Raw genomic sequence first — 19,756 nt, 5'->3', positions numbered from 1 at the left:
CATTACGACCGCTGACGGTCGTGCGGGATTTATTGACCATTACAAGTCACATTAGTGCTGCGGCCTAAGCAGGTTCGTTAACTGGTGCGAAACGTTGTGCGTACTCCTTTGGACTCACCCCCATGCGTCGCACGAAGGCTTTTCTGAGCACGTCGACACTGTGGTAGCCGCATCGGCGCGCTACCTCCTCCATCGACCGCCTTCCCAGCTCTATTTGCCGACAGGCCGCTTCGACCCGGACGTCCTCGACGTACTTGGCAGGCGTTGTCTTGAATTCCCTCTGAAACATGCGAATCAAGGTCCTCACACTGGTGGCGAGCCTGTCTGCAAGTATCTCGACCGTCAGCTCCGAATGTAGATGTTCACTGATCCAGACGCATAACTCATCCAGGTTCGAACCTGTCGCATGCTGCGACTGGAGTGCGACGCTGAACTGTGCCTGGCCGCCTGGACGTCGCAGAAACAGAACCAGATTTTTCGCGATCTCCAAGGCGGTGTCGTCACCCAGGTCTTCGCTGACCAATGCGAGCGCAAGATCGATTCCCGCCGATATGCCTGCCGAGGTGTACAGGTTGCCGTCCTTGACCCAAATCGGGTTGGGATCCACATGCACGTTGGGATAGCGCTCGGCCAGGCTGCGTGCCATCCGCCAGTGGGTCGTTGCCTTTCGACCATCCAAAAGTCCTGATTCGGCCAAGGCGAAGGCCCCGACACAGATCGAGCACACACGCCTGACATTGCTGGCACGCGTGCGGATCCACTCGATGGCCGTCTGATCCAGCTGATCCATGGCTTTCCAGCCCGACGTCACGATCAACGTGTCGATGGCCTTGTTTTCAAGACGCTCCTGTTCAAGCGTCTTGTGCGCCACGAGTGCGATGCCGGTGCTGCCAGCAGCCTCTTCCAGACTTCTTCTACTCCGCACCCCAGAGGCCCGACAACTCCGACGCCCGTGACTACGATTCGCTTTTAACCTTCGAGACTAATCATTGGACCCTCTTCATTTTTCAGTCGACGCCCACTAAAAGCAGCAAGCTATGGCCTATGGCTAAAGCTTTGTGGTCAGGTGAACGTCGAGAGGACGGGGTGGCGTCCTATCCACTAGGCTGGCTTGCTTATTCGCTGTTTCAGTTTGACCCGTATTGTCAGGACGGATCTTGAACCAGATGGCGTACATCGCTGGCAGGAACACCAGCGTCATGATGGTTCCGACGAATGTGCCTCCGATTAGCGTGTAGGCCAGCGTCCCCCAGAAGACGGAGTGTGTCAGCGGAATGAATGCCAGGATTGCCGCAAGCGCTGTCAGCAGTACCGGGCGGGCACGTTGTACCGTGGCTTCGACTACTGCGTGAAACGGGTCCAGCCCTTCTTGCGCGTTGTGATGGATTTGCCCAATCAGAATCAGCGTATTGCGCATCAAGATGCCCGACAACGCGATTAAACCGACCAGAGCATTGATACCAAACGGCTGCTGGAAGACAAGCAGTGTCGGTACCACACCAATCAACCCTAACGGCGAGGTGAGGAACACCATGATCAACGCCGAGATTGAACGGACCTGCAGAATGATGATGAGCAATGTCATGGCTATCATGATTGGCAGCAACGGTAAAATCGCCTTACCAGCCTTGCCTGACTCCTCGATTGCACCCGCCTGCTCAATCCGGTACCCGCCAGGCAGTTTCTCAATGATCGGCTGCAACTCCTTCATGACCACACTTGAAACGTCGGGCGGCTGCAAGCCTTCGGCAATGTCACCACGCACGGTGATGGTCGGCGTGCGGTCACGACGTCGGAGGGTCGGATCCTCCATACGAACATCGACCTCTCCCACCTGAGACAGCGGAATCCGCTGACCCGCCGTGCCTACCAGCGTAAAACCTTCTATCTTGGCGGGATCGAGCCTGATATCCCCCGCTGCGCGACCAACCACCTGCACCGAGCGAATGTCCTCACGAACTGCGGTGATCGGTACTCCGGCCAGCAGGAACTGCAGTTGCTGCGCGACTGAGCTTGACGTCAACCCCACCGCCTCCAGGCGATCCTGATCCAGAGCGAAATGCAGCGTCGGCGTCAGCGGTCCCCAATCGGTGTTGACGGTTCTCATCATCGGGCTCGACTGCAACACGTCCTGTACCTGGCCCGCAATCTCACGCAACTTTGACGGATCAGGTCCCATCACCCGGTAGGCCACCGGAAATGGCGAATAAGGACCAAATACAATTTGAGACGCCCTGACACGAGCCTCTGGGGCGAGTCCTTCAGCGACCGCTTCGCGAAAGCGGAGTTTGAGGGTTTCACGTGCCTCCTGACTGTCCGTCAGCACTACGATCTTCGCGAACGATGGATCAGGCAGTTCTGGCGCCATCGCCAGGAAGAAGCGTGGCGCCCCTTGCCCAATATAGGCCGTGACGATTTTTGCCTCTTCCTGCTTTTGCAGCCAGGCCTCGACCTTTGCGGCAGTGGCACTGGTCTGCTCGATGGAGGTTCCGTAGGGCATTTGCACCTCGACCATTACCTCGGGACGGTCAGAGGTCGGGAAGAACTGCTTCTTCACCAGGCTCATGCCTAAAACTGCCACGAAAAGCAGCGTGATAACCGTGCCAGCCACCAGCCATTTGCGGGCGATGACCCGTGTCAGAACTCCGCGAAAGCGGTTGTAACGGGGAGTGTTGTAGATAGCCGCATGCCCACCCTCTACCTTCTTGATGTTTGGCAACAACTTCACCCCCAGGTAAGGGGTGAAGGCCACCGCGACGACCCAGGAAGCGATCAAAGCAATGCCCACGATCCAGAACATGTTGCTGGTGTACTCGCCGGCTGTCGATTGCGCGAAGCCGTTCGGCAAAAAGCCGATAGCCGTCACTAGCGTACCGGCAAGCATCGGCGCGGCCGTATGACTCCAGGCGTACGCGCAAGCTTTGATACGGTCGTAGCCCTCTTCCATTTTCACCACCATCATTTCGATGGCAATGATCGCGTCGTCCACCAGCAGTCCCAGCGCCAGAATCAACGAGCCAAGGGTAATACGGTCAAAGTTCTTTCCGGTGGCCGCCATCACCACAAACACTATCGCCAGCGTCAACGGTACCGCCGCTGCGACCACGAGGCCTACCCGCCAGCCCATGCTGAGAAAGCAGACAAGCATCACCACAAGCAGCGCGACAAAAAATTTGACCATGAACTCGCCAACGGCCGAGTCAATGTTCACGGCTTGATCGGTGACCTTGGTCAGCGTCATGCCCAGCGGCATGCCTTCATTTATCTTCGTCGTCTCGGCGTCCAGCGCCTTGCCCAGGTCCAGGCCATTCCAGCCCTCGCGCATTATGACCCCCAGCAACAAGGCCTCTTCGCCGTTATTGCGCACCAGGAAGGTGGCAGGGTCTTCGTAGCCTCGTTCAACCGTCGCCACGTCCGAGAGCTTCAAGGTGCGCCCCTGAATCGCCAGGGGCGTGTCACGAATTTTCTCCAATTTATCGAAAGCGCCATCCACCCGCAGGAAAACCTGCGGCCCGTTGGTTTCGATGGAACCGGCGGGTGTGAGCACGTTCTGGCTATTCAGCGCGGCGAAGATGTCCTGGGGAGAAACGCCCAAGGTGGCCAGTCGGTCATGGGAGAAGGACACAAAAATGCGCTCGGCTTGCTCACCGATGATGTTGACCTTCTTCACGCCCGGCACATGCAACAGTTGTTGGCGCAACGACTCTGCATCACGCACCAACAGTCGCTGCGGCTCGCCTTTGGCTTTGAGGGCGAAAAGCGCAAACGTCACGTCCGAATACTCGTCGTTGACCAATGGCCCGATCACACCCGCCGGTAGCCTGGTGGCTTCGTCGTCGAGCTTTTTACGCGCCTGATAGAACTCCTCCTGCACTTGCGAGGGCGGCGTGCTATCGAGCAGTGACACCATCGTGAAAGCGAGGCCAGGACGGGTGTAGGTTTCCGTGCGGTCGTACCATTTCAGTTCTTGCAGGCGTTTTTCAAGTGGCTCTGCTACCTGATCCTGCATCTCCTGCGCCGTGGCGCCCGGCCACGCGGTAATGACCGTCAACTGCTTGACCGTAAACGGAGGATCTTCCGCACGTCCCAGCTGAAAGAACGCCAGGGTGCCTGCAACGGCAATCAGGAAGATCAGAAACACCGTAATAGATCGCTCACGAACGGCGATCGCGGAAAGATTGAAGCGCCCCTCGCTCATGGACGACCCCCGGCAACTTTGGCGTCATCCTGTTGAGGCAATCTCACCTGTTCACCTTCGTGCAACAGATGTGCGCCTAACGCTACGATCTGCTCGCCGATTTTGAGGTCGCCCGCGACTCGTACTGTGTCGTCGCTCAAGCCCAGGATTTGTACAGGTCGCCACGCCACCTTCGCCGGTGTACCGGCGATGACCCACACGCCAGGGCCTTGACCTGGGTCATAAACGGCAGCGATCGGTACTTGCAGCCCCTGCCCTTGCATGGCGCCTTCAGCGATCCGAAGCGTGACGGTCGAACCTATCGGTGCATTGGCCAGCGCCCCCTCAAGCACATACCGCGCCTCGAAGGTGCGCGTCATTCGGTCGGCCGAGTCAGAAAGCAGCCTCAGCTTCGCTGCAACAGCATCCGTGGTATTGCCATAAAGCGTCGCTTGCGCGGTGGATCCTGCCGCGGGGCGCAACGTCTCGGGCAGGTGCACGATGGCTTCGCGCTGCCCCGCCCGCGCCAATCGAACCACGGGCTGTCCCGGGCTGACAACTTGCCCGGGCTCGGCGAGCGTCTCCACCACAACGCCGTCGGAATCCGCAAACAGCACCGCATAACCAGAAGCATTGCGAGCTACATCAGCCTGCGCTTCAGCGGCGCCAAGCTGCGCCTTTGCGGTATCCGCTGCGGCTTTGATCTGGTCATAGGCCGATGCAGAAATAGCACCTGCGGCGACCAGGTCGCGATACCGAGCCTCGTCATCTGCAGTCTGCTTGGCTCGGGCCCGAGCGGCTATGACCGACTCTTGCTGTGCTCGCGCCTGCAACCCCAGATCGATTGGGTCGAGGCGCATGAGTGGCTGACCACGTTTAACGGTCTGACCGGTGTCAACCAGACGCTCAAGCACCTTGCCTGATACCCGAAAACCCAGATCGCCCTGGACGCGGGCAGCCACGACACCCGTGAAAGAACGTGAGGCGTCGGAGCCCCCCTGAACCGCTGCGGACCTGACCAGAGGAGCATGCGTGCGCGGATCTTCAACGGTGGATGAGTCGCCACATGCCGTCAGGACAAGAGGCAACAAGCAAGCGGCAATGGGGGAAGGTCGAAGCCGGCGCATAGATTCCCTTACTTAAAAATAGGACGAGCGCCACATTCTCAGTCCAGTGACCATATGTGTCAATGGTCACGAACCATGAAACATTCAGCTTCTCAAGCTCAACACCGAAACCGTCGCCGCCCCTGAGAAGAAACCAACATCCGCTCAAATCGCCTCAATTGACAGAGTGTGACTATTGAGTAATATGGTCACAAATATCCTCTATTGAAGGAATCTCAATGCCTCCCCTCCGTCCAATCGCCCTTTTGGTCAGCGCCGGCTTATCGGCAGGTTGCGCGGTCGGTCCGGACTACCATCGTCCAGACGCTCCGCTTTCGGATCGTTACTTGGGTCAGCCTTCTGTCGAACAGCGTCGTGGAGCGACGCCGACCAGCCTTGTAGCTTGGTGGGAAGGCTTTGGTGATCCAGTGCTAACCGACTTCATCTCCAAGGCGCTTGAGCAGAATCTGGACCTGGCGCAGGTGTCGGCGCGAGTCACACAGGCGCGGGCCGGACTAGGTGCTGCAAATGCCGCTTTACTCCCCTCAGGGAACATCAGCGGACAGGCCGCACGCTCCTACCAGTCAATCGAGACGCCGCTCGGCCAGGTGTTGAACTCAACGCCTGGCAATGATCGGTACGCAAGCGCCTACGAGGCCAACCTCGATGCCAGCTGGGAGGTAGATGTCTTTGGCGGATTGCGCCGCGGACGCGAGGCTGCTCTGGCCGAGTACCAGGCTTCCCTGGCGGGCGTCGCCGCCACACGATTGGCTATCGCCGCGCAGACCGCTGATATCTACATCACTGTCCGCGGACTGCAGACCCGGCTGGACATTGCGAACCGACAAGTCAAAACACAGCAGGAGCTACTAGAGAAAGTCCAATTGCTCTACAGCAAGGGGCTCGCCGCCAACTATCAGGTTCGCCAGACCGAGGGGGCGCTATCGCAGGTCCAAGCGACAGTGCCGGTCCTGCAGACCGGCCTGGATGCTGCCATGAATGCGCTGGATGTAATGCTCGGCACGCCGCCAGGCACTCACCGCACCCAACTGGCAAGTGCGGGGAGCATTCCTGTAGCACCGCAGTTAAATGCGATGGGAACGCCGGCCGATTTGCTGCGCCGCAGGCCAGACCTCATTGTGGCTGAGCGCCGTCTTGCGGCCTCAAACGCACGCATCGGGGAGGCGATTGCCGAGTACTACCCGAAATTCTCCCTTAGCGCATTGCTGGGCAGTGCCACAGCTGTATCCGCAGGCAATCTTTTCACCAGCGGCGCCAGCCAGTCGGCGGGCGTATTGGGACTGCGCTGGAGGCTCTTCGACTTCGGTCGCATAAACGCCCAAATCGACCAAGCCAAGGGACAGGAAGCCGAAACCCTGGCCGCTTACCGTCAGTCTGTGCTGCGCGCCACCGAGGATGTCGAGAACGCGTTCTCCTCACTGGTGAATCGGGAAGCTCAAGCAACCACCCTCACCGGGGGAGAGGCGTCTCTGACACAGGCTCGCCAATCGTCGCTCATTGCCTATGAGAAAGGCACGGCCAGCCTGATCGATGTCCTGCACGCCGACGAGACGATGCTGCAGGCTTCCGATGCTCGGGCACAAGCGCGAACGGAATCGGCACGAGCGGCGGTTGCGGCATTCAAATCGCTAGGGGGTGGCTGGCAACCGCCTGAAGTCATGTGACCAATTCAGCTAATGGTCATAGCACAGATAAATAAGATGCCCTTCGACGGATGGACGAAGGGCAAAGTGAGAGCCGTTTGGTGATCTGTCGCTTACCCAGGGTATACCGTAAACCTTTAGCCGAAGGTCAAGGCATGAGGCTACGCAAGATGAGGTTGGAGGTGAGCGTGGGCGCCTCCTCGACGAAATCGAGGTTGTACTGCAACAGCAAAGGGTTGACGAATGGTCGCAGCGCGAGATGTATCGCTTCTACTGTCTCGTCCAGCGGAGTCTTGCGCTCAAATTCACCAATCTCTCGCCCCTCCCGCACGATTTGCAAAACGAAGCGTTTGATCTGTGCGTCATAAACCTGCGAACTGGGCCAGCTTTCCGACGCCGCGAACGCTGCGATGTCATAGAGTTTTCGGTCGTTAAAGAACAGATCCACACCTGTGGCGATCACAGTTTTGACCAAACGTCGAAAGCGCTCCGTCGGCGACAGGTCTTCTACATTGATAGCTTGCTCCACAGCCGCGACGATTTCTGCCAGGCAATTTGCGCAGATGGCTTCACCGATCGCCTGCTTGGAATCAAAAAATTTGTAGATGTAGGCCTTTGAAAACCCGATGGCCTTGGCCAGGTCGGAAACCGTGGTTTTACCATAGCCGTATTGACTGAAGTGTTCGTTGGCTGCCGCGACAATCTGGTCTCGAATGTCGTGATCGGCTGGGCCACGGGGGCTGGGCGAAGATGAAGATATCGATGGCTGATTCATGGGAACAGCTTACTCATCCTATCGAGGACTGACAACTTGTGACCGATAAGACATATAGTCACAAATCGACCGTTTTGAGCGACTTTTCCGAGCAATCACAAACTTCAGTCGATCAGGCGCGAACCGGGCTGACGCTTGAGTGATCGAACATGACGGATTAACGTTCCGCAAGCTCATCGTCGCTAAGTAGTTTCCATGCACTTGGCGTCGTGCAGGTGACGAAGCTCAGCCCAGACTATAGGGGCTGTCATAGCCGGGCCGAGTGCATGACCAAGCGCCGTCAGCGCGTACTCCACTCGCGGCGGTACTTGAAAGATGTCTTCCACAGCGATTACACCGCTGATGAGATGCGGCCGGCGCTGAATGCCGCAGTCAAGGGAGCGAAAATTAACCGAGGTTGCTGCGAGGTGCCGTCTCCAAGACGGGTTCGGGGAACGGAACCGCGAACGAAGGTGTCATCTGTATTAGGCACCGTGGTGTCGCAATCCTGTTGGAATAGAAAGGTGGTTTTCATGAACAATATTATCTACATCGTCGGGGCTGTTGTGATTGTTCTGGTTATTCTGTCGTTTGTCGGTCTTGTATAGCCTTAGCTGCTGAGCACGTTCATTGACTCATCAGTTTGTGCTAACGACTTTTTGAAGGTGTCGGGGTGAGTTACTGAAGATACCTCTATGAGACACCCCAAGCGCTGCCAGCTGAGAACCGTCCTGATGACGCCGGTTGCGGCGAGATCGCACGTCCACTCAGCCAAGGTAGAACTTGAAGAACGAGGGCCTGCCTGGTGGAGCAACGGCAGTCCAGATGACCGGTAATTTCGCGACCGTTTAGATGAATGCTGTCTGACATGGCGTATTTATGTTGCTACCCCCTGCCCTCGCAACATCGCAATATCCCGCTTGGGGGGTACGCCAAACAGACGGCTGTATTCTCGGCTGAACTGCGACGGGCTTTCATAGCCGACCTTGTACGCTGCGCTTGATACTTCCTGATGCTCGTTGAGCATCAATCGCCTCGCCTCGTTCAATCGCAACCACTTCTGGTACTGCAACGGGCTCATCGAGGTGAGCTGGCGGAAGTGGTGATGAAAGGTGGGTGTGCTCATCTGCACTCGCGCCGCAAGTTCTTCGACGCGAAGCGCCGAGGCGTAATTCAACTTCAGCCAGTCGATGGCTTTTGCGATGCGATAACCCTGGCCATCGACCGAGGTAATCTGCCGCAACCTGGCAGCCTGATCACTCTTCAAGAGACGATAGTGAATTTCGCGCTGAATCAGGGGCGCAAGCACAGGGATGGCTTCAGGTTCATCGAGTAGCGCCAGCAAGCGCTCGAACGACGCCAACATGGCAGGCGTTACTGAACCAATCCCTACACCTTTCACCACTGATCGATCACGGGTTGGCGGCAAGTCACCCTGCACTATCAGCTCAGCCAGCATGCGCAGATCCAGCTTCAAAGTCAGCCCCAGACATGGCTGCTCCGGGCTTGCCGCCAGCACCTCTGAATTGGCAGGCAAGTCCAATGAGGTGATCAGAAATCGCGACGTGTCATAAGGGTAGCTCTCGCCACCTACCCACAACTGTTTCTCACCTTGGGCGACGAGGATGATGCTTGGCTCGACCATGCAGACGACGGGCGGCGATGGATGTTCGCGCCTGAAAAAGCCGAGGCCCATAATGGGCGTTCCGTAGTCACCTGGTTCCGGGATCTGCGCGCCAATGATCTGCGCAAGCGTTTCTTGTGGCGATAGGTATTGAGCAGCGGTGTCGTGTTTGATCGTCATGTTCGTCTTGTACCTCTTCGCTGAACTCTAACTCGCCCGCTCGCGACCGTCCTGCAAAAAAACAGAGACTCATAGAATCAGGCAAGTAATCCAGCGCAATGCACTACAGGGAGTCTGGGCAGAGCTGGAGAATGTTCATCCGACAAAGCCATCGAGGACTCTCCCATGCTTGTACAAGCCTATGGTGCTCATGCGGGCGACAAGCCCCTTGAGCCGTTGCAAATCATTCGCCGTACACCCGCCGCCCATGACGTTCAGATCGATATCGCATTTTGCGGCATCTGCCATTCGGACTTGCATCAGGTACGAGCCGAGTGGGCCGGCACGCAATTTCCTTGCGTACCGGGGCACGAAATTGTGGGTCGTGTATCGGCGGTAGGCGCGCAGGTTTCGGATTTCAAAGTCGGCGATCTGGTCGGCGTCGGTTGCATCGTCGACAGCTGCAAACACTGTGAAGACTGTGCCACGGGTCTGGAAAACTATTGCGACGGCATGGTCGGCACCTACAACTTCCCGACCCCGGACGAGCCCGGCTGGACGCTCGGCGGCTACTCGCAAAACATCGTGGTGCATGAACGTTATGTTCTGCGTATCCGCCATCCCGAAGAACGACTGGCCGCCGTCGCACCCCTGCTGTGTGCGGGCATCACCACCTATTCCCCATTACGTCACTGGAACGCCGGGCCGGGCAAGAAAATCGGCGTGGTCGGCATCGGTGGCCTGGGCCACATGGGCATCAAGCTGGCCCACGCGATGGGCGCCCACGTCGTGGCGTTCACCACTTCTGAATCCAAGCGCGAAGCGGCGAAGCAACTGGGCGCCGACGAGGTTGTCGTGTCGCGCAACGTTGAAGAGATGGCCGCGCATGCCCGGAGCTTTGACTTCATTCTGAACACCGTCGCAGCCCCCCACGATCTCGATGCCTTCCTTGTTCTGCTCAAGCGCGATGGTGCGCTGACCCTGGTCGGGGCGCCCGCCTCGCCGCATCCATCGCCCAATGTGTTCAACCTGATCATGAAACGACGAACGATTGCCGGCTCGATGATCGGCGGTATCCCCGAGACGCAGGAGATGCTGGATTTCTGCGCCGAGCACGACATCGTCGCCGACATCGAGTTGGTTCGGGTCGATCAGATCAATGAATCCTATGAGCGGATGCTCAAGGGCGACGTCAAGTATCGCTTCGTGATCGACAACGCCACATTGGCTGGCTAAGCGAAGGCGCCAGCGAATAACCACCCAATCGAAAGGACTATCCAGTGAAAGGCATTTTGCTTGCCCTAGGGCTGCTTGTTACCTCTTTTTCTTCAACGGGAGCCGATCTGTCGAACGGCGCGGACAACTTCTACAAAAGCGAAAAAGTGACGGTAGAAAAGGTCACCTTCAAGAATCAATACGGCATGAAGGTGGTGGGCAACCTGTTCACCCTGAAAGGCCTCGACCCGAAAACGAAAAATGCAGCCATCATCGTGGGCCATCCCATGGGTGCGGTAAAGGAACAGAGTGCGAACCTGTACGCCAGCAAAATGGCCGAGCAGGGGTTTGTCACGCTGTCGCTGGACTTGTCCTTCTGGGGCGAGAGCGAGGGCACGCCTCGCCAAGCTGTTTCGCCAGATATCTACGCGGAAGACTTCAGTGCCGCTGTGGACTTTCTCGGCACTCACCCGATCGTCAATCGTGAACGAATCGGCGTCCTCGGCATCTGTGGCAGTGGCAGCTTCGCCATCAGCGCGGCCAAGATTGATCCGCGTCTGAAGGCCATCGCCACCGTCAGCATGTACGACATGGGCGCGGCCAATCGTAACGGCCTCAAGCACGGTGTAACGGTAGAACAACGCCAGCAGATCATTCGCGAAGCGAGCGAGCAGCGCTATGCCGAATTCCAGGGCGGTGAAATCCGCTACACCGGCGGCACGCCGCTCAAACTGACCGGCAACGCCGTAGGCGACGAGTTCTACAATTTTTATCGCACACCGCGAGGCGAAGTCACTCCGGCTGGCGCATCGGCGCAGACAACCACCATGCCGACGCAGACCAGCAACGTGAAGTTCATGAACTTCTATCCGTTCAACGACATCGAGACTATCTCCCCTCGCCCGCTGCTGCTCATTGCTGGCGCCCAAGCACACTCACGCGAGTTCAGTGAGGATGCCTACAAACGGGCTGCCGAGCCCAAAGAACTGCTCATCATTCCAGATGCCGGGCATGTGGATCTTTACGACCGGGTCGACCTCATTCCATTCGCCAAGTTGACCACGTTCTTCAAAAGCAACCTGAAGTAGCTTGCCGGTGCCCCGGCCGGGCACCGGTTATCTCGCGGCCTCGTTCCCGGGGTCGCGACGCTTCGCGCATTACAGGATTCAATCAATGACCCGTCACTCCCTCCCAGCCCACCGGAGCACTGAACAATCGTGGGGCGCCGTATTCGCCATGTCGCTCGCTGCCTTCGTCCTGGTGGCATCGGAATTCATGCCGGTCAGCCTGCTAACGCCGATTGCCGCCGATTTGCATATCACCGAGGGGCAAGCGGGCCAGGGCCTTTCCGTCTCTGGGTTGTTTGCGCTGTTTGCCAGCCTCCTGATTGCTTCAGTGGCTGCGCGGGTCGACCGCAAACCGCTGCTCCTTTCCCTGACACTGTTGATGATCCTTTCCGGAACAGTGGTTGCGTTCGCGCCGAACTACTGGATGTTCATGATCGGCCGCGCGTTGATCGGTGTGGCGATAGGCGGCTTCTGGTCGCTGTCGGCGGCAACCGCCATGCGCCTGGTGCCTGATGACCAGATCACTCGCGCAATGGCAATCGTCAACGGCGGCAACGCTCTGGCGACAGTGATTGCAGCACCTTTGGGCAGTTTTCTCGGCGCCTTGATCGGCTGGCGCGGCGCATTCTTGTGCGTCATTCCGGTCGCGATAGTCGCCTCTGCCTGGCTTCTGTTCAGCCTTCCAGCGATGAAGTCGCAGAGCGGTTCAGGCACTGGAAATGTCTTCAGGTTGATGCAAAGCCTACCGGTCGCGTTAGGCATGGTGGCGGTCAGCGTCTTTTTCATGGGTCAGTTCATGCTGTTTACCTATTTGCGCCCCTTCCTTGAAACGGTCACGCACGTCAGTGTTTCCATGCTGTCGCTGATGTTGCTCGTCCTGGGTCTGGCGGGCCTCGCGGGAGCCTTCCTGATTGAACCAATCTTGAAAAATGGCCTGCATCGCACCCTCATCATCATCCCGATCTTGATGGCAGTGATTGCACTGGCGCTGGTTTCGTTCGGCAGTTCGGCCGCAACCACGACTGTCTTGCTGGGCCTCTGGGGATTGGTTGCGACTGCTGCACCGGTGGGATGGTGGACATGGCTGGCCAGAACATTGCCAGAGGCTGCTGAAGCGGGAGGCGGCTTAATGGTGGCGATCATTCAACTGGCCATTGCATCGGGAGCAACCGTGGGCGGGCTGGTCTTTGACTCAAGCGGTTATCGAACGACCTTCGAGCTGAGCGCCGCGTTGCTGGGCGTGGCGGCTGTTCTTGCCTTCCTGGCTGCACGCGCAACCTCGCGGGAGCCTGTTGCATCGGAGAGCATCGCTTGAAAAAAACACAAGATGCGCCAAGGCGAGTCTTGTGGTCCCAGTGGAGCAATCGGTTGCTGACTAGACGGTAAAATCAGCGTGCACTATCGATGATTTGACCACCGTCCGGCGTCAGGCTATACCCCGTCAAAAATTGCCCATCTTTACTGGCGAGAAACAGCACCACCGGCGCAATGTCCTGTTCGGGCGATCCATAACGGCCAAGTACGTTAGTGGGAGCAGGCACATCCGCCGCAACTTCGCTGTGGCGCGGCCGATGCCGCGACCGGCTCCAGTGACGATGGCTACTTTCCCATTGAGTCGAGTCATATAAGTCTCCTTTTATTTAAGAGGCGTCTGGATGACCGCCGTCAGCGGTGGGTAAGGCGACGGAAAATCGCGAACAGCGTTTTGTGTCATGAAGGAGGCAACCAAGAGGATGAGCCCTACAACTGCCGGGATAGAGTCTTTGGGCTTGCGAACACCCAGGTGTGCTAAAGCGGAAAGCAGCAGGTGATAAAACATGCCGACATAGGCAAGATCACTGAGCGCCACGTTAAAGCGCCACAGAATCGCGGCAGGCCCAAGTACCTTGACCACGATCATGAAAGGCACCAGGTAGGAGGCTGAATAGCCCAACTCCGCTTGTGCATTTCGAACATAGTCGCCCTTGGCGACGTACATGGAGGCGGAAGCGAAATAGAGCAGCGACAGCAGTGCCGTGCTGATCCAATAAACATAGTTTTCGATCATGAGGTTCTCCTGAGCAAGCGTTAATGCGTCGACTCAGGCCAAAGATGTCGCCTAATATGAAAAGCTACAAGTAGGATGAAAAAGTGGTGCTTAGTATGGAAAACCAGACTAATGGTGATGATCAGATCAACATGCACGAGGAAATGCGCCGTGCATTTGCGCTGCTTTCAGGCAAGTGGAAGCTGGAAATCATGTGGTTGTTGAACCAGCGGATCTATCGTTTCGGAGAACTGCGCAAGGCGATTAGCGGCATCACCCAGCACATGCTGACGGCACAACTTCGTGAGCTCGAAAACGATGGGCTGGTATCGCGAACAGTCTTCGCAGAAGTGCCCCCTCGCGTCGAATATGAAATGACGGCAAAGGCCCGTGCGCTCGGGCCGACGATGGAGGCACTCGCGTTATGGTGGAGCGAGTATGGGAAAAGCGTGCCGGTGAAGCCAAACTCGCGCGGTCGCAAACCTGAAAGCACTTAAGCATCGGGCGATGGTGCCACCTGGAAACGGCAGCGACCATCGCGGCAGCCGCGAGACAAAGGAATGTGAATATGCGGCACTGGTTTGACGCAGGGGTGGCGAAAAGAATCGCCATCGTCTCGTTTCCGTTGATGGGGACGATGGTCGGCAATTTATTGATGATGCTTGTCGACAGGCTATGCCTGGCACACTACTCACAAGATACGCTGGCCGCCTCCGGTCCAGCAGTATTCACGAGCATGGCGATCATCGCTTTCTTCTGTAGCACCGTGGGCGTGTCACGTTCCTTTATTGCACAGGCGAATGGTCGATCGGGGCTCAGCGAGGCTTGGAATGAAGCCGCACTGGGGCTGCTCCTTGGTATTGCCTGCGGTGCCCTGCTGTTTGTCGCCGCCCCGCTGATCGCGATGATCCCACAGCTCAGCTCCCGCCCACCGCAGATTGTCAGCCTCGAATCGCAGTACATGCTCTGGGCGGCGATTTTCGGTGGCGTAATGACGATCGACACAGCGCTGTCCTCGTTCTTCAACGGTGTGGGTCGAACCCGCGAAACGCTCATGGTCGGCATCGTTGGTCAAGTAGTCGACTCAATCTTCACCGTCGGCCTGGTCTTCGGAAAGTTCGGGCTGCCCGAAATGGGAATGGCCGGAGCCGCTATCGGTACGTTGATCGGCACTCTGTCCATGCTGACGTGCTACGCAGTAATGCTGCCTCGAGAAATATGGCTTGAGTTGATGAACATCTTCATTGCCCGTAGCGAGCGCCTACTGCCCCGGCTGTTTTTCCGGCTGCGTAGAGGTGTTCCCAGTGGCTTATCCGCCGGGGTGGATCAGCTCGGCAACACTGCATTCATCTGGATAGTCGCGGTACTGGGCTCTAGTGCGCTAGCGGCAAACAACGTCAATCTGACGATCAATTACCTGGGCATCATCCCGATCATCGGTTTGGGTATTGGTTGCAGCATTCTGTGCGCCACTGCAGTGGGCAAGGAGCAATACACTGAGTTGGCAACGATCCTACGGGTGACCGTGACCATCGAGCTGCTTTACGTGCTGCTGGTTTCCACCGTTCAAATCACTTTGCCACAGGTCTTGCTCAAGGCTTTCGGCGACCTGGGGCACAACCCGGAGATCGTCGCCCTGGCCATCGATACACAACGTGTACTGTGGACATTCTCCGCCGCCTTTGTCTTCTCTATGACGGGTGCAGCCGTCTTGGAGAGTATCGGCATGGCCAGATTTTCGCTGGTCGTGCGCCTGGTTCTGATGTGGTTTATAAGCATTCCGTTGATCTATTACGTCGCGATGAGCAATCGCGATGTCCCGTCGTCGCTGATGACATGCTGGGTCATCGGTTCGGTGTTCGAATTTTTGATTGGCGCCATTTATTTCTGGCGAATCGCCAAAGCCATTCGAGGGGCCGAAAACCGTCTTCACGTCGATCCTCATCCGGCCAGCGAGAGCGCCCTATGAACCTGAATGAAGTCATTCGTTTCGCACCTTTAGCGATCAACCGCTTTACAGGAAGTCTGGCACAACTGTCCAGACGAGGCGGTGTCCTCATCGATGAAGCACAACTGCTTGAGGCCGGCGACGGCTACCTGTACCGCGCAGGCCTCGGAATGGGGCATGCCCGAATACACCTTCGCGGTTGAAAACGTCGGGCTTCGTGCTCGCAAGGCATTAGGCGCGCATGTGGCGCGATTGCCGATCGGCACAGGGGGCACGCAACTCAAGACGCTACTGATCGAGCACGCCGGCGTAGTCGTGTGGGTCAACTCTGCCTATCTGGTGGATTACGCGCCGGTCTACGGTAGCGACCCGGGTTATATGCACGCAGTGCCAGGCAGTGTACGAAAAGTAATGTCGCAAACACCTGATGGTGCAAGCCAATGAGACCATCGCGCTAAAACTTTTCGCCAGCTTGTCGTAACGGGTGCCTATCCGCCGGTTCTCCTTCAGCCAGCCAAACATGCGTTTCAAGGGTTTTCGTACAGAACCTAAGTATCCGAATTGCGTTGGACGTCACTAATAGCGGAGGAAATTACACCCCTTCCCTTTGTATGAAGGTCATAAGCCCAAATACCGTTCAAACCTGCTCAGATAAAACCCTTGCTGGGAATGCTTCCACTTTTAGCTTCTCCATCACCAGTCCTATAAAGGCTGATACCGCCAACGGTAAATGTTGCCGACTGGGATAAAGCACATGCAGGCCGTAACCCGTGCGATGGTAATTCGGTAGCACCGGCACAAGGCGGCCAGCCTGAAGATCGAAATTAACTATCGTGGGCGGCAGCAACGCAATGCCCAAGCCAGCCACCGTGGCCTTACGCAATGCCTGAGCCGTGTTTCCATTGAAACGGCTGGTAATCTGCACATCTTCCTCAACACCGTTTGGCCCATTAAGACGCCACGTGGTGACGCCGCTAGGATGACCGAAACTCACACAGTCGTGATTGACCAGATCCTCTAGCGTAGCGGGCACACCTCGGTTATTGAGGTACTTGGGGCTGGCGACCAAACCTTCATTACCTGCTCCAATGAGTTGGCGACCAACGTATCCCGAATCCTGCAAAGTGCCCCCTCGAAACGCGATGTCGATCCGATCAGCGATCAAATCGGCGCGTGCATCACTTAGCACGAAGTCAAGCCGAACCCGTGGATGCAAGGCTAGAAAATCGGCCACCCATTCCATAGGGAAAAAGTCGAAGAAATCAGCCATCGCCGCAATGCGCACGATGCCACTGGGCTCCTGGCTTCCCGTCATTAACTGCTGTCCGGCATCGATCAGGCCTTCTACCGCGCCAGAGCACCGGTCATGAAAAGCCTGACCTGAATGGGTAAGTGTGAGCTTGCGCGTGGAGCGCTGCAGCAGCCGCGTGCCGAGCTGCGCCTCGAGTTGTTGAACGCGTCTGCTTAAGGTGTTGGGCGGCATTCCAAGCTGCCGCGCCGCTTCGGCAAAGCTGCCGTTGCGCACCACTTGTACAAACAAGGCGATGTCATTCAGGTCAATCATCTTACCGCCACCACTTCGTCAAATGGATTAGTTCAATCCAATTATGCCATCTAATAAAGCAATTAATAAGCGCATATCCTTTGGGCATAGCTGCAGTCGACCGGTTATGGCGGTACTCGTCGCACCATCGAACAACTGCAGCTGGAGGCCATTGAGTTGCAGATGGCCCCGGTACGCAATGCGGTGCACATCGGCACCGCTGAATTCATCGGCATCTGGCAACAGGGAAAGAACTTCAGCGATTACCCGCATCTGGCCCAGGCAGCCAAAGCGCTGCTCGACGACATTGTCTGGTGTGCCCAGGCGCTCAAAACCCCGAGAGAAAACTTATGACCGCCACCGTCGCTGTTCTGCAACGCGCCATTGTCCATCGCACCAGGGGCAGCACCCATGGCCCTATAACGCGGCTTATGAGCCCGGGCGATCTTGGCGAGCTTTTGAAGCCTTTCATTTTCCTTGATATTTTCAGTTTGAACGCCAGTCGCGGTAAGTCCAATTTCGGCATGCACCCGCACTCAGGGATCGCGACGGTTACCTTCATGACCAAAGGCGACGTCGCCTACGAAGACACCACTGGCGCGGCAGGTGTATTGCTCGCCGGTGGTGTTGAGTGGATGCGCGCCGGCAACGGGGTGTGGCACGACGCTACGCTAGCCAACGAGTCCTCAATGCAGGGATTCCAGCTCTGGGTGGCACTACCGCCGTCGTTGGAAAACGCCCCCGCGCTGAGTGTCTATCTTGCGCCCTCCCAAGTTCCGCAATCAGGCCCGGCGCGCGTACTCCTGGGCCGCTACGGTAATGCCCAGACCCTGATTGAAGCGCCGAGTGACATGAACTATCTCGCCGTGAATTTGAAAGACGGCGAGCGCTGGCGGTATACCCCGCCGTCCGGACACACCGTGGCCTGGCTCGCGGTTGATGCAGGACGGCTGGACACAGGGGACCTGATTAATGCCGGCGAACTCGCCGTATTCGAGGAGTCCGAGCAATACATCGATTTCGTGGCTCAAGGCGAATGCTCATTCGTACTGGGCTCAGCAGTGAAGCATCCGCACGAACTGGTGACGGGCTACTACTCAGTACACACGAGCAGGGCAGCTCTGGCACAGGGCGAAACTGAGATACAGCGCATCGGCGAACGCCTGCGGCAGGAGGGACGATTGAGCTAGCCCCGGAGGCGCGCCTTCAGTCGATACGACTCTCCGCTAAACATCCCACCAATCCCGAATTATTAATCCTCAACCTACTGAGATACATCATGACCACGAGCAATCTCGACCTGCTTTTGTCCCCTGCACAAATCGGCTCCCTCCCTCTGAAAAACCACATGGTCATGGCGCCTTTGACGCGAAGCCGCGCCGGTGAAGGTGATGCTCCGACACCCACCGTGGTTGAGTATTACCGGCAACGTGCCGGTGCCGGCCTCATCATCACCGAGGGTTCTCAGGTCTCGGCACAAGGCAAAGGCTATTTGAGAACGCCGGGCATCTTCACCTCCGAACAAATCGCGGGCTGGAAACAAGTGACCGACGCTGTTCATGCAGAAGGTGGACGGATATTCCTGCAACTCTGGCATGTCGGACGGCTCTCACATCCATTGGTGCAGATCAACAGCGCCCTGCCAGTAGCACCTTCAGCGATCAAGGCTGATGGCGAGATTTACACTTCTGAGGGATTCAAGACTTACGAAATCCCAAGGGCTCTGGATCTCGATGAGATTCCTGACGTGATCGCTGATTTTCGCCAAGGTGCTGAAAACGCAAAACGTGCTGGATTCGACGGCGTTGAAATCCACGGTGCGAACGGTTACTTGATCGACCAGTTCCTGCGCGATGGCACCAATGACCGAACCGATACCTACGGCGGTTCTGTAGAGAATCGCGGTCGATTTCTCAAGGAAGTAGTCGAGTCCGTCATCGAGGTCTTCGGAGCCAGCCGCGTGGGTGTTCGCCTGTCGCCGATCTTCAATTATTTCTCCATGAGCGACAGCGATCCCCAAGCAACTTTCAACTACGCGGCGAAGATGCTCAGTCGCTATGGGCTGGCCTACCTTCACGTGGTGGAACTCGGTGTAGGGTCATTCGATTTCAGGGAATTAAAGCGTCGTTTCGGTGGCACCTACATCGCCAATGGTGGCTATGACGCAGAGCGAGCCGCAACGGCGCTCAGCTTAGGTGATGCTGATCTGGTGTCGTTTGGCACCGGGTTCCTGGCCAACCCGGATTTGGTGGAGCGATTCAAACACGGCGAGTCCTTGAACGAAGCAGACCCAACGACGTTCTACCAAGGTGAGGAACGCGGTTACACGGACTATCCGACCATGGCGCAATCCCGATCGACACTATGAGCAAAATACTGGATTAGACATCAGTCAGCGTTATGTCTCACGGCGATCGCGAGCCATTCGCTGGCGCTTACAGGGCTGTTTGGTAAAAGCTCCAACTAATCAGCC

Annotated in this window: 18 protein-coding genes and 2 pseudogenes; 11 read left to right on the top strand and 9 right to left on the bottom strand. The window is 57.2% G+C overall.

The features are described 5' to 3' along the window. Nucleotides 1-64 precede the first annotated feature (64 nt). The 3 genes and pseudogenes from QMK51_RS12540 to QMK51_RS12525 form a co-directional block, all read right to left on the bottom strand. Nucleotides 65-904 (bottom strand): annotated as a pseudogene (locus QMK51_RS12540) (GlxA family transcriptional regulator); the annotation flags it as partial. A 144-nt stretch (nucleotides 905-1,048) separates the two neighbouring features. Continuing rightward, nucleotides 1,049-4,198: an efflux RND transporter permease subunit gene (locus tag QMK51_RS12530; RefSeq protein ID WP_320394252.1), complete on the bottom strand. Its 3,150-nt coding sequence runs from the start codon at nucleotides 4,196-4,198 to the stop codon at nucleotides 1,049-1,051. Beyond that, nucleotides 4,195-5,304 carry an efflux RND transporter periplasmic adaptor subunit gene (locus QMK51_RS12525; RefSeq protein WP_320394251.1) on the bottom strand — a complete coding sequence of 370 codons (1,110 nt, stop codon included), beginning with the start codon at nucleotides 5,302-5,304 and terminating at the stop codon, nucleotides 4,195-4,197. Before QMK51_RS12525 ends, QMK51_RS12530 begins: the two co-directional genes overlap by 4 nt. Before the next feature lie 218 nt (nucleotides 5,305-5,522). On the opposite strand from QMK51_RS12525, the gene QMK51_RS12520 reads away from it, so the two are divergent. Further along, complete coding sequence (locus tag QMK51_RS12520) at nucleotides 5,523-6,968, top strand: efflux transporter outer membrane subunit (protein WP_320394250.1); 1,446 nt, start codon at nucleotides 5,523-5,525, stop codon at nucleotides 6,966-6,968. A 127-nt stretch (nucleotides 6,969-7,095) separates the two neighbouring features. Here QMK51_RS12520 and QMK51_RS12515 read toward each other — a convergent pair whose 3' ends face one another. The 3 genes from QMK51_RS12515 to QMK51_RS12505 all read right to left on the bottom strand — a co-directional run bounded on the left by QMK51_RS12515 (nucleotide 7,096) and on the right by QMK51_RS12505 (nucleotide 9,505). Further along, nucleotides 7,096-7,722, bottom strand: a complete 627-nt coding sequence (locus tag QMK51_RS12515) for a TetR/AcrR family transcriptional regulator (protein WP_258700316.1) — start codon at nucleotides 7,720-7,722, stop codon at nucleotides 7,096-7,098. Nucleotides 7,723-7,904: 182 nt separating this feature from the next. Continuing rightward, nucleotides 7,905-8,054: a winged helix-turn-helix transcriptional regulator gene (locus tag QMK51_RS12510; RefSeq protein WP_320394511.1), complete on the bottom strand. Its 150-nt coding sequence runs from the start codon at nucleotides 8,052-8,054 to the stop codon at nucleotides 7,905-7,907. 524 nt (nucleotides 8,055-8,578) lie between these two features. Then, nucleotides 8,579-9,505 carry an AraC family transcriptional regulator gene (locus QMK51_RS12505; protein WP_320394249.1) on the bottom strand — a complete coding sequence of 309 codons (927 nt, stop codon included), beginning with the start codon at nucleotides 9,503-9,505 and terminating at the stop codon, nucleotides 8,579-8,581. 165 nt (nucleotides 9,506-9,670) lie between these two features. Here QMK51_RS12505 and QMK51_RS12500 point away from each other — a divergent pair, with 165 nt between their 5' ends. The 3 genes from QMK51_RS12500 to QMK51_RS12490 all read left to right on the top strand — a co-directional run bounded on the left by QMK51_RS12500 (nucleotide 9,671) and on the right by QMK51_RS12490 (nucleotide 13,081). Next, a complete protein-coding gene (locus QMK51_RS12500; RefSeq protein WP_320394248.1) occupies nucleotides 9,671-10,720 on the top strand; it encodes an NAD(P)-dependent alcohol dehydrogenase in 1,050 nt (349 codons plus the stop codon). Nucleotides 10,721-10,764: 44 nt separating this feature from the next. Then, nucleotides 10,765-11,787: an alpha/beta hydrolase gene (locus QMK51_RS12495; protein ID WP_320394247.1), complete on the top strand. Its 1,023-nt coding sequence runs from the start codon at nucleotides 10,765-10,767 to the stop codon at nucleotides 11,785-11,787. An 85-nt stretch (nucleotides 11,788-11,872) separates the two neighbouring features. After that, on the top strand, nucleotides 11,873-13,081 hold the full coding sequence (locus QMK51_RS12490) for an MFS transporter (protein WP_320394246.1): 1,209 nt from the start codon (nucleotides 11,873-11,875) through the stop codon (nucleotides 13,079-13,081). 321 nt (nucleotides 13,082-13,402) lie between these two features. Here the strand turns inward: QMK51_RS12490 and QMK51_RS12485 are convergent, their stop codons facing one another. Next, nucleotides 13,403-13,813 carry a DoxX family protein gene (locus tag QMK51_RS12485; protein WP_320394245.1) on the bottom strand — a complete coding sequence of 137 codons (411 nt, stop codon included), beginning with the start codon at nucleotides 13,811-13,813 and terminating at the stop codon, nucleotides 13,403-13,405. Nucleotides 13,814-13,908: 95 nt separating this feature from the next. Between QMK51_RS12485 and QMK51_RS12480 the strand changes: the two genes are divergently transcribed. The 4 genes from QMK51_RS12480 to QMK51_RS12465 all read left to right on the top strand — a co-directional run bounded on the left by QMK51_RS12480 (nucleotide 13,909) and on the right by QMK51_RS12465 (nucleotide 16,184). Next, a complete protein-coding gene (locus QMK51_RS12480; protein ID WP_258700309.1) occupies nucleotides 13,909-14,289 on the top strand; it encodes a winged helix-turn-helix transcriptional regulator in 381 nt (126 codons plus the stop codon). Nucleotides 14,290-14,360: 71 nt separating this feature from the next. After that, complete coding sequence (locus QMK51_RS12475; protein ID WP_320394244.1) at nucleotides 14,361-15,761, top strand: MATE family efflux transporter; 1,401 nt, start codon at nucleotides 14,361-14,363, stop codon at nucleotides 15,759-15,761. Further along, nucleotides 15,758-15,943 (top strand): hypothetical protein, encoded by a 186-nt coding sequence (locus tag QMK51_RS12470; RefSeq protein WP_320394243.1) that lies wholly within the window; start codon nucleotides 15,758-15,760, stop codon nucleotides 15,941-15,943. Before QMK51_RS12475 ends, QMK51_RS12470 begins: the two co-directional genes overlap by 4 nt. Further along, nucleotides 15,918-16,184, top strand: a complete 267-nt coding sequence (locus tag QMK51_RS12465) for a hypothetical protein (RefSeq protein ID WP_320394595.1) — start codon at nucleotides 15,918-15,920, stop codon at nucleotides 16,182-16,184. Before QMK51_RS12470 ends, QMK51_RS12465 begins: the two co-directional genes overlap by 26 nt. Here the strand turns inward: QMK51_RS12465 and QMK51_RS12460 are convergent. Together QMK51_RS12460 and QMK51_RS12455 are read right to left on the bottom strand one after the other, a co-directional pair. Beyond that, nucleotides 16,140-16,280: pseudogene (locus QMK51_RS12460) on the bottom strand (IS5/IS1182 family transposase); the annotation flags it as partial. The gene QMK51_RS12465 and the pseudogene QMK51_RS12460 overlap by 45 nt on opposite strands. Nucleotides 16,281-16,377: 97 nt before the next feature. Beyond that, nucleotides 16,378-17,304, bottom strand: a complete 927-nt coding sequence (locus QMK51_RS12455) for a LysR family transcriptional regulator (protein ID WP_320394242.1) — start codon at nucleotides 17,302-17,304, stop codon at nucleotides 16,378-16,380. Nucleotides 17,305-17,466: 162 nt separating this feature from the next. On the opposite strand from QMK51_RS12455, the gene QMK51_RS12450 reads away from it, so the two are divergent. The 3 genes from QMK51_RS12450 (at nucleotide 17,467) to QMK51_RS12440 (ending at nucleotide 19,651) form a co-directional block, all read left to right on the top strand. Further along, nucleotides 17,467-17,637 carry a hypothetical protein gene (locus QMK51_RS12450; RefSeq protein WP_320394241.1) on the top strand — a complete coding sequence of 57 codons (171 nt, stop codon included), beginning with the start codon at nucleotides 17,467-17,469 and terminating at the stop codon, nucleotides 17,635-17,637. After that, on the top strand, nucleotides 17,634-18,473 hold the full coding sequence (locus QMK51_RS12445) for a pirin family protein (RefSeq protein WP_320394240.1): 840 nt from the start codon (nucleotides 17,634-17,636) through the stop codon (nucleotides 18,471-18,473). The genes QMK51_RS12450 and QMK51_RS12445 overlap by 4 nt, the downstream gene beginning before the upstream one ends. Nucleotides 18,474-18,562: 89 nt before the next feature. Next, nucleotides 18,563-19,651 (top strand): alkene reductase, encoded by a 1,089-nt coding sequence (locus QMK51_RS12440; RefSeq protein WP_320394239.1) that lies wholly within the window; start codon nucleotides 18,563-18,565, stop codon nucleotides 19,649-19,651. The last annotated feature ends 105 nt before the right edge of the window (nucleotides 19,652-19,756 follow it).

It is taken from the genome of Pseudomonas sp. P9_31 (genome assembly GCF_034008235.1).
GTDB lineage: Bacteria > Pseudomonadota > Gammaproteobacteria > Pseudomonadales > Pseudomonadaceae > Aquipseudomonas.
Note: the sequence above shows the minus strand (reverse complement) of the source record. Positions and strands in the feature narration are given on the sequence as shown.

Coding starts and splice junctions, on each gene's coding strand:
- QMK51_RS12520 (WP_320394250.1), top strand. CDS start 5,523: ATGCCTCCCCTCCGTCCAATCGCCCTTTTGGTCAGCGCCGGCTTATCG.
- QMK51_RS12490 (WP_320394246.1), top strand. CDS start 11,873: ATGACCCGTCACTCCCTCCCAGCCCACCGGAGCACTGAACAATCGTGG.
- QMK51_RS12485 (WP_320394245.1), bottom strand. CDS start 13,813: ATGATCGAAAACTATGTTTATTGGATCAGCACGGCACTGCTGTCGCTG.
- QMK51_RS12455 (WP_320394242.1), bottom strand. CDS start 17,304: ATGATTGACCTGAATGACATCGCCTTGTTTGTACAAGTGGTGCGCAAC.
- QMK51_RS12440 (WP_320394239.1), top strand. CDS start 18,563: ATGACCACGAGCAATCTCGACCTGCTTTTGTCCCCTGCACAAATCGGC.
- QMK51_RS12525 (WP_320394251.1), bottom strand. CDS start 5,304: ATGCGCCGGCTTCGACCTTCCCCCATTGCCGCTTGCTTGTTGCCTCTT.
- QMK51_RS12515 (WP_258700316.1), bottom strand. CDS start 7,722: ATGAATCAGCCATCGATATCTTCATCTTCGCCCAGCCCCCGTGGCCCA.
- QMK51_RS12500 (WP_320394248.1), top strand. CDS start 9,671: ATGCTTGTACAAGCCTATGGTGCTCATGCGGGCGACAAGCCCCTTGAG.
- QMK51_RS12530 (WP_320394252.1), bottom strand. CDS start 4,198: ATGAGCGAGGGGCGCTTCAATCTTTCCGCGATCGCCGTTCGTGAGCGA.
- QMK51_RS12505 (WP_320394249.1), bottom strand. CDS start 9,505: ATGACGATCAAACACGACACCGCTGCTCAATACCTATCGCCACAAGAA.
- QMK51_RS12480 (WP_258700309.1), top strand. CDS start 13,909: ATGGAAAACCAGACTAATGGTGATGATCAGATCAACATGCACGAGGAA.
- QMK51_RS12450 (WP_320394241.1), top strand. CDS start 17,467: ATGGCCCCGGTACGCAATGCGGTGCACATCGGCACCGCTGAATTCATC.
- QMK51_RS12475 (WP_320394244.1), top strand. CDS start 14,361: ATGCGGCACTGGTTTGACGCAGGGGTGGCGAAAAGAATCGCCATCGTC.
- QMK51_RS12465 (WP_320394595.1), top strand. CDS start 15,918: ATGCCCGAATACACCTTCGCGGTTGAAAACGTCGGGCTTCGTGCTCGC.
- QMK51_RS12445 (WP_320394240.1), top strand. CDS start 17,634: ATGACCGCCACCGTCGCTGTTCTGCAACGCGCCATTGTCCATCGCACC.
- QMK51_RS12470 (WP_320394243.1), top strand. CDS start 15,758: ATGAACCTGAATGAAGTCATTCGTTTCGCACCTTTAGCGATCAACCGC.